This is a genomic window from Veillonella dispar, assembly GCF_937975875.1.
Taxonomy (GTDB): domain Bacteria; phylum Bacillota; class Negativicutes; order Veillonellales; family Veillonellaceae; genus Veillonella; species Veillonella dispar_B.
On sequence record NZ_CALJSP010000187.1, the window covers coordinates 1 to 8,312 of the forward strand.

At 38.2% G+C, this 8,312-nt stretch carries 3 protein-coding genes; all 3 read left to right on the forward strand.

All coding sequences use genetic code 11. The features are described from left to right. Positions 1–22 precede the first annotated feature (22 nt). The 3 genes from Q7P05_RS09365 (at position 23) to Q7P05_RS09375 (ending at position 8,292) form a co-directional block, all read left to right on the forward strand. Entirely contained in the window at positions 23–1,720 is a 1,698-nt protein-coding gene (locus Q7P05_RS09365; protein WP_303931821.1) for a ShlB/FhaC/HecB family hemolysin secretion/activation protein, read from the forward strand. 66 nt (positions 1,721–1,786) lie between these two features. Beyond that, a complete protein-coding gene (locus Q7P05_RS09370; protein WP_303931822.1) occupies positions 1,787–7,903 on the forward strand; it encodes a hemagglutinin repeat-containing protein in 6,117 nt (2,038 codons plus the stop codon). Next, positions 7,900–8,292, forward strand: coding sequence for a hypothetical protein (locus Q7P05_RS09375; RefSeq protein ID WP_024066491.1), 393 nt, complete (start codon positions 7,900–7,902; stop codon positions 8,290–8,292). The genes Q7P05_RS09370 and Q7P05_RS09375 overlap by 4 nt, the downstream gene beginning before the upstream one ends. Positions 8,293–8,312: the final 20 nt, after the last annotated feature.

An 8,312-nucleotide genomic window follows, 5' to 3' on the forward strand; every position in this document is an offset into this window, starting at 1 on the left:
TATAACGAAAGGAGAGGAATTAATGAGAGTTGTATGTATTGCAGCAAGTTGTGTTGGCTTGCTGACCACATTCGGTACGATGCCTAGTTTTGCGGCAGAAGTATCAAACCCATTTATACAACAAGAAGCGGCCCGAGCCGATGCTTCATTACGCCAACGTGCAGAAGCACCAATGACTGGGGCCGCTTTGCCGCGTTCAGAATCTGCCTATACAGGTTTAGATAAAGTGCCAATGAAGTCATTACCTAAGGAAAGTACATCGTTTGCAATAGAGCATATTGTAGTAACTTCTTCAGAACCAGTGTTACAAAAATATAAAAATCAATTGCAGGTATATAACCATAATCGCATTGGAACTGAGGGTATTCAGTTTTTACAAAAGGAATTACAAGAGCAACTGTTATCTGATGGGTATATTACGAGTCAAGTAGTTGTGCCAAATCAAGATTTACAGTCTGGTACACTCACTTTTGAGATTATGCCTGGCTATGTAGAAGATATTGTTCTTACAAATTCTAAAGCACGTACTAATTGGCGTAGTGCCTTTCCTGTAAGGCCGGGTTACGTATTACGTCGTCAAGCTCTTGAGCAAGGGATTGACCAAATGCGTAATGTACCAGGTCAAGATATTAAGATGACTATAGAGCCAGGTACAAAACCATTACATTCTATTATTAAGCTTACTGTTGAGCAAAAAGGTTTCGTACACGGATCTTTGATGCTAGATAATTCTGGAAATAAATCGACAGGGACGTATCAAGGGGCTGTATTTTTATCTTTCAGTCAATTGGCAGGACTCAATGACGTATTAACTACTAGCTTTACAAAAGACATCAGTCATCATGATGATGGACATGGATCAAAACAATATGCGGTTAGCTATTCCGTTCCTGACGGAAATCGTACGTATCGTATTTCAACGTATAAATATAGCTATAATCAATTAGTATTCATGCCAAATGCGTTTCGTTCTTCTGGCACTACGCAAGGTACAGAATTTGCAGTAGAGCAAGTATTAAATAGAACAAGTCGCTCTAAGACTTCGGCTGTAGCTAAAGTCATTCATAAGGAGCGTCATAATTATTTAGATGATGTGGAGCTTGGTGTACAAGAGCAACATACAACCGCTGTTGAAGTAGGTTTATCTCATCGTCAATATAGTGGGAATACTGTATCCGATGTATATCTATTCTATCGACAAGGCGTTAATGGATTGGGTGCTCAAGTACGGAGTTGGGAAGGCTTGTCAGACAATCCTACTACGCTATATAAAATGGCAGGCTTAGAAGGTCAAGTTCAAACGGGTGTTCGTATAGGTCATAAGCAAGGTACGTATACGATGCGTTTTAGAAGCCAGTTTACAGATCAACGCTTATTTGGTACCGAACAATTTAGTATTGGTGGTCGTTATTCTGTACGAGGCTTTAGTGGAGAAGAAACCTTAAGAGGAGATTCTGGCTATTATGTACAAAATGAATGGGCATTACCATTTAGAAAGCAACAAGTCACTCCATATGTAGGTGTAGATATTGGACATGTATGGGGCCCATCTACAGAAACGCAAGTAGGTAATACCTTGGTTGGTGGCGTAGTCGGGGTTCGCGGAACAGTTGGTGATGCTGTAAATTACGATGTATCACTGGGAACCCCTATTAAAAAGCCAGAAGGGTTTGATACAGATACGCGTGTGTGGGCCTTTAGAGGCAGTTATCAGTTTTAAGTGTTGTAATCTAGTGCAACTATACCATTACATGGTGAATGGTATGTACTAGCAAAGGAGAGTAATATGAATATAAGAAAGCATACGGCAATGGCTATCTTTGCTGCATTGTTAGCGACTAACTCTGCACCATGGATTCCTATGGCCCTTGCTAATCCTGTTGTACCTGATCAAGGTAAATTAGGACCCAAAATAGAAGAAGCTAGAAATGGCATGACTGTCGTTAATATTAATACACCTAATGATAAAGGGTTATCACATAACCAATATAATGCATTCAATGTAGACGAAAAGGGACTTATTCTAAATAATGCGAATCGCCCTGTAAATACAGAGCTCGCAGGCTATATTATGGGGAATCCTAATTTAGTAGGCCCTACAGCCAATACGATTTTAAATGAAGTAACGGGTACAAGCTCTACTTCTATGAATGGTGCTCTTGAAGTAGCCGGTAATAAGGCACATGTTATCGTTGCCAACCCTAATGGTATTTCTGTTAATAATGGCACATTTATTAATGCAAGTAGCGCTACACTCACAACGGGTAATCCAATGATTAATAACGGTAGTGTTACAGGCTATAATGTACAAAAAGGTGCTATTACAGTCGGCGAAAAAGGTCTTAATGCCTCTAAAACGGCACGGACAGATATGCTTGCTGAGGCTGTAAAGCTCAATGGTAAAGTTTGGGCCCAAGATGCTCAAGTTGTAACGGGTAAGAATGATATTTCCGTAGATGCTACTGGTAAAGTTACGAATACTCATAAAACTGGTGAATCAAGTCAAGTCGGCCTTGATGTAGCTGCTATTGGTGGGATGTATGCTAATAGTATGTACTTAGTGGGTACCAATGACGGCTTTGGGGTTAATAACCAAGGCGTATTGTCTGCACAAAACAAACTAACCATAGATAGTACTGGTAAGTTGCAAAATACAGGTACGATAGCTGCTACAGATGCCAATATTACAACCCAAAGTCTAGAGCAGATGAATAAGGGTAAACTTTATGTAGATACAGCAAAGATTACTACTGACTCTGTAATACAAACTGGTAATGCTACGACTAAAGAAGCACCTGTTATGATTGCCCAAAAAGATTTGTCTATAGCAACAAAATCTATTGTTAATACAGATGGTAGTGTAATCAAAGCAGAAGGTAAATTACAGCTTGGTAAAACGATGGATGAGAAAGGTACAGTATCCGGTAAAATAGATTCTGTAGTAAATACTGCATCTACCATTGAGTTTGGTCAAGGTGGAGCTTTACTTGCGAAATCTGTAGATAATAAAAATGGTGGTATTACCCTTAAGCGTGTAGCGGTAGAGGGTAAAGAGCATATCAAAAACGAAGTAGCTCCATCCGGTAGTATTAAGCGTTATCAATTGTCTGAGGAACGAATTTATGGACATGATGATGAAATTCCAAAAGATAAAGTAGTTGTACACTCTTCTGAGAATCTACAACTTTCCATAAATGGTAAACATCATGATAGTTGGACTAAATATGAATATGATCGTACACGTGAGGAAGATGTAGTAGATACATCTAATCCTGGACGAATTATTTCTGGCGGTAATTTACATGTGGATGTAGATCATATGGTGAATGAAGCTAGTCAAATTAGTGCTGCTGGCGATATTACTGGTACTGTAGGTCATTATGAGCAAAGTAATCCTAAAGGTAATGAATATATTACTGAAGAGGGCACAGCTACAAGTTATAGCCGTCATCATAAAAAAGGGTGGGATACTACCAATATTCGTGAAGCGAAGTATAAGAATACTAAGGTGAATCCTAAAGATGTACCTGTTGCCGTATATGGCGGTCATGTAGAAAATAGTAAAAGTGATACCACAGTAGATGCATCTCTATTAAATAGTATGAGTCAGTTATCGACGAACCCTAATACATCTTATGTGATTGAAACAGATCCTAACTTTACAAATCGTCGTAACTTCTTATCTTCTGATTACGTATTATCTCGTCTTAAATTAGACCCTATGAATATACAAAAACGTTTGGGTGATGGCTACTATGAGCAGCAACTCGTTATGCAAGAGATTATGCGTCAAACCGGTAAAAGTAGACTTCAATCTGGTCTTTCCGCAGAAGAACAATATCGCCAATTGATGGATGCAGGGATTAGTGTAACTAAATCTCAATCTATTGTATTAGGTCGAGGTTTAACCGAGGCTGAGCAAAAAAATCTTAAAGAAGATGTAGTGCTCCTAGTAAGTAAGTCTGTTGTATTACCAAATGGCAAAACTGAAACTGTGCTAGTGCCGACTCTATATTTAGCACCAAACACAAAACGAGTAGAAGGTGGCGCTAATTTGCAGGCCCAATCGATTAACCTTTCTGTTGATACTATGCATAATAGTGGTAGCATTGTAGCAGATAAGGATGTGACTCTTACTGGTAATTCCATTCACAATGATAATGGTCTTATTAAAGGTAATACGGCTACGGTTACAGCAAATGACGAAGTTCGTAATACACAAGGCACTATTATGGCTAACGATGTAGTCACTGTGTATGCTAAGAAGGACGTTATTAATGAAGGTGGCACCATTACACAAACTAATGCAGCTGGTTCCACAAAGATTAGCGCAGGACGCGATGTAATTAATAAAGGCCTGCAGTATGAGGCCGGTAATAGCAAAGTTGAATGGAACAGTAGCAACAACCGTCGTGAAACGATGACTGGTGTAGATCAAGGACGTATTGGTGGTGCTGGTCAAACAACAGTAGTAGCAGGCCGAGATGTATCTATGGAAGCAGGTATTGTCTCCTCTGATGTGAATACAACTGTTACGGCAGGTCGCAATGTAACGATGAAAGCAATGAATGCTACACATGAACTTGAAGAACATCGTTTTGATAAAGGTAAATCCGGTGGTGGACACTCTCAAACGACTCAGTCTCATGATCTGGTAAAAGCACAATCATCGGTTGGTAGTAGTATTGAAGGTAAGAACGTTTCTGTTGTAGCCTCTGATGCAGTACAACTGGAAGGTAGTCAAGTGTTAGCGGCAGATACAGTGCAAGTATCTGGTAATACGGTTTCATTAAATACGGCGAAGGCTAATAGCACAGTTAATCATGTGTATTTAGATAAAAAGAAAAGCTTAGTCAAACGTGAAAGTACAAATGCTGTTGATGACGTAACAAGCACATCTGTAACAGGTTCTACAGTAAGTGGTAAAGATATAACTATTACAAGTACTCAAGATGTAACAGGTCAATCTGCTCAAATTTTGGGTGAGAATACTGTATCTGTTACCGCTGGTGGTAAGGTAGAATTGGGCGCAGATAAAGCGATTATTGATGCCTCTAGTGCTTACCGTCATAAAAAATCTGGCTTTCTTGGTGGTGCCGGTATCGGTTTCTCTATTGGCAAAGAAAAACACAATATTGATGAAGCAAACCATGAAGAGGCTACTGTACGAAATATAATTGCTAGTACCAAGGGTACTGTTACTGTTAAGGCAAATGATACAGTTCGTCTTACAAGCGCAGATATTGTTGCTAAAGAAGGTGCAGTGTTAGATGGCTCTGCTGTTACATTAGATGGTAACGTGGATCATAACCACATGACATATGATGAACGTTACAAAAAAACTGGTCTTACTGTATCCTTAGGTGGTGCAATAGCAAATACACTTACAAATACTACGCGCACTATAAAACAAGCAGGTGGTCGTGATGACAAACGGTTGGCTGCACTTGAACTCAATGAAGCTCGTAAACAATTGCAAGATGGATATGAAGCAGTAGATGCAGCTTTACATGGAGAAAAAATACGCGATGCCGTAACAGGTAAAGTTGATAAAGTAGACGGTAAAGCTAAACGAGGAGCTAAAAATATTGATGATGCTATTAACTTATCTGTAAGCATTGGTAGCACTTCTAGAAAACAAGGGCAAGTAGTAGATATAAATACATATCAAGGTGGCACTCTTGTTAGTGATGGTAATGTACATATCAAGGCTCGTGATGCTCAGAAAACTGGTATTGGTTTAACTGGTGAAACAGTTGAGGCCAAAAAATTAGTATTAGATAGCGCTAGTGATATTAATCTTGAGGCCGGTAAGAATACTGTAGATGTTAATAACACCTATAAAAGCTCTGGATGGAGTGTTGGGGCAGGTATTAGCTTAACTGGTGGTGGCCTCCTCGATATTAATGCTAGTGGTTATATGGCTCGTCAAAATGGAGCTACCCATCAAGAAGGTTATATTCCAACAAAGATTAAAGCAGCTGAATTAGCACAACTTAAAGCAAAACGTGACACAAATATTATTGGTTCTACTGTATCTGGTAAAAAGGTAGAAGTAGATACAGGCCGTGATTTACATATTCAAAGCTTACAAGATGTAGATAACTTTAAAGAACATAGTAAATCTGCAGGCTTTTCTGTGTCCTCTAAACCAACGTTTAAAGACATCATGGGGAGTATCGGCGGTAGTGTTGGAAGGATTGATAGTAAATGGAAAAGTGTTACAAAACAGGCAGGTATTCATGCTGGAGATGATGGTTATATTATTAATACTGGTAATAAAACTAAACTTAAAGGTGCCATTATTTCAAGCAAAGCTGCAAAGAATAAAAATACAGTATCTACAAAAAATCTTATTATGGAGGATATTACCAATGAGGCTGAATATTCAGTTTCGGAAAATGGAGTACAATATAATAGATTTGGTGATATTAAATCAAAAAGTAAACATGATTTAGATAAGATATATAAAGAGCTTGGTGCGACACCAACAGGGGGGCTTGGTGCACATGATAAGTCTAGTTCTACTACCCAAAGTACAATCAGTGAAGGTATAATTAAAGAGAATGGTCGAATGGTAGATGTGAAAAGAATTAATACTGATATAGAACATTCCCTAAATACATTACATGCAATCTTTGATCGTAAATCTATTGAAGAGAAACAAGAACTGGCTAATCTGTTCAGTATTAATGCTAATGAGGCTATTCACCAAATTGCAAAACATGAAGGCTGGAATGATGGGGACCCTCGTAAGGTGGCATTACATACATTATTTGGAGGCGCTACGGCTTCTTTAGGTGGTTCTAACTATGCAGAAGGCGCTTACATAGGTGGAATAACTGAGGCGATGATGCCAGAATTAAAAAAATGGGCTGGAACAATAACAGGTCCAGACGGTAAGCAATATGTAAATCCAGAGAGATTACAGCAAATAGCATATATTTTGGGGTATGCTACGAATAAGAGCTTAGGTCAAAATGGACAATCTGGCGCTTATGTAGCACGTATGAGCGCCAAGTATAATCAAGGTTTTGAACTTTCTGAGTTTATGGATAATCCAATACAGTTTATGAAGCGTAGATTGGTTGAAACTAAGGGCGATGGTCCAAGTTACCAGTTTGCTGATAGACCAGTAGATAATACCTTAACGATTAATGAGCGTGCTGATATATTAGGGGGGAATGAAGGCTATTATAGCAAAGAGGAAGTTGAACAGGCCCATAAAGATCAAGATGCATATCAAGCTGAAATTAACGAAACAGTTCAAGCAGCCTTAGAACGTAATAGAACTCGAAATGAAGACCAGTATACAGAACCTTATACACCACCTATTGAGACAGAACAAGTAGTTGGTGGTGAAAGTGAAGCTACGCAAGCATATAATGTTTCGATGAGTGAAATTAATAATCCTACTGATGTTTCTAAAAAAGACGTTAATCGTGCTATTGCTGTAACTGGTGGAGTATCTAGTACTTGGTTAGTTGGCGGAGGATTACATCATGAGGGGGAGAGGTTGACTAATAAAGTTATATCGACAGATAAAGCGCTAAAATTAGGAACAATTTTAGGAAAAAGTGCAAGCAAAGCTGTAGCAATGGAAGTCGGTGGGTTGGCTGGAGATGCTGCGTTTACTGCAATTAATATGAATCAAAATAGAATTGAGTTTGAAGGTCGCCCTGATTTGATTGAAAAGGCCGATGAATTGGATAAAACATCACTAGCTATTGGCGCGAGTGGTTCTGCTGCTACACTTGGTACGGGAGTGGTAGGTACACCTGTTGCTGCTGCTTTTGTTGGTACAGGTTTTGTAGTGGGAAATACAATATATAGCTTTAATGCAGAGCTTGAGAAAGATAAGTTAAGAGAAGAGTATAAACTCTGGAAAACGGGGAGAAAATGAGTAAACTTGGAATATTAGGATATTTTTTTGTTTTTATATCTATATCATTATCTATAGGGTTATATAAAATTGAGATCCGTAAATGTTCATTTGATGAAAAATATGAATATATGAAAAAACATAGAATTTTTGGTAGCCTAACAAAGTATTTATCTATAATCTCTATTATAAGTTTAGTGGTATTAAATCTTAAATTTTTAATGGATAAAGATTATAAATTTATAGTAGATTATGGCAGTATTTGGTTGATTTTCTTCTTTTTTACAATACTCACGGGGTTTTGTCAAAAAAGAGATAGTATATATTTTAAAGAGGGCCTTATTGCAGCGTTTTCTGCATTATGGGGGATTATCGTGTTTGCTTATGCGTTTAGAAAAGTCCTTTTTTAAATAGAAAATATATATTGTTT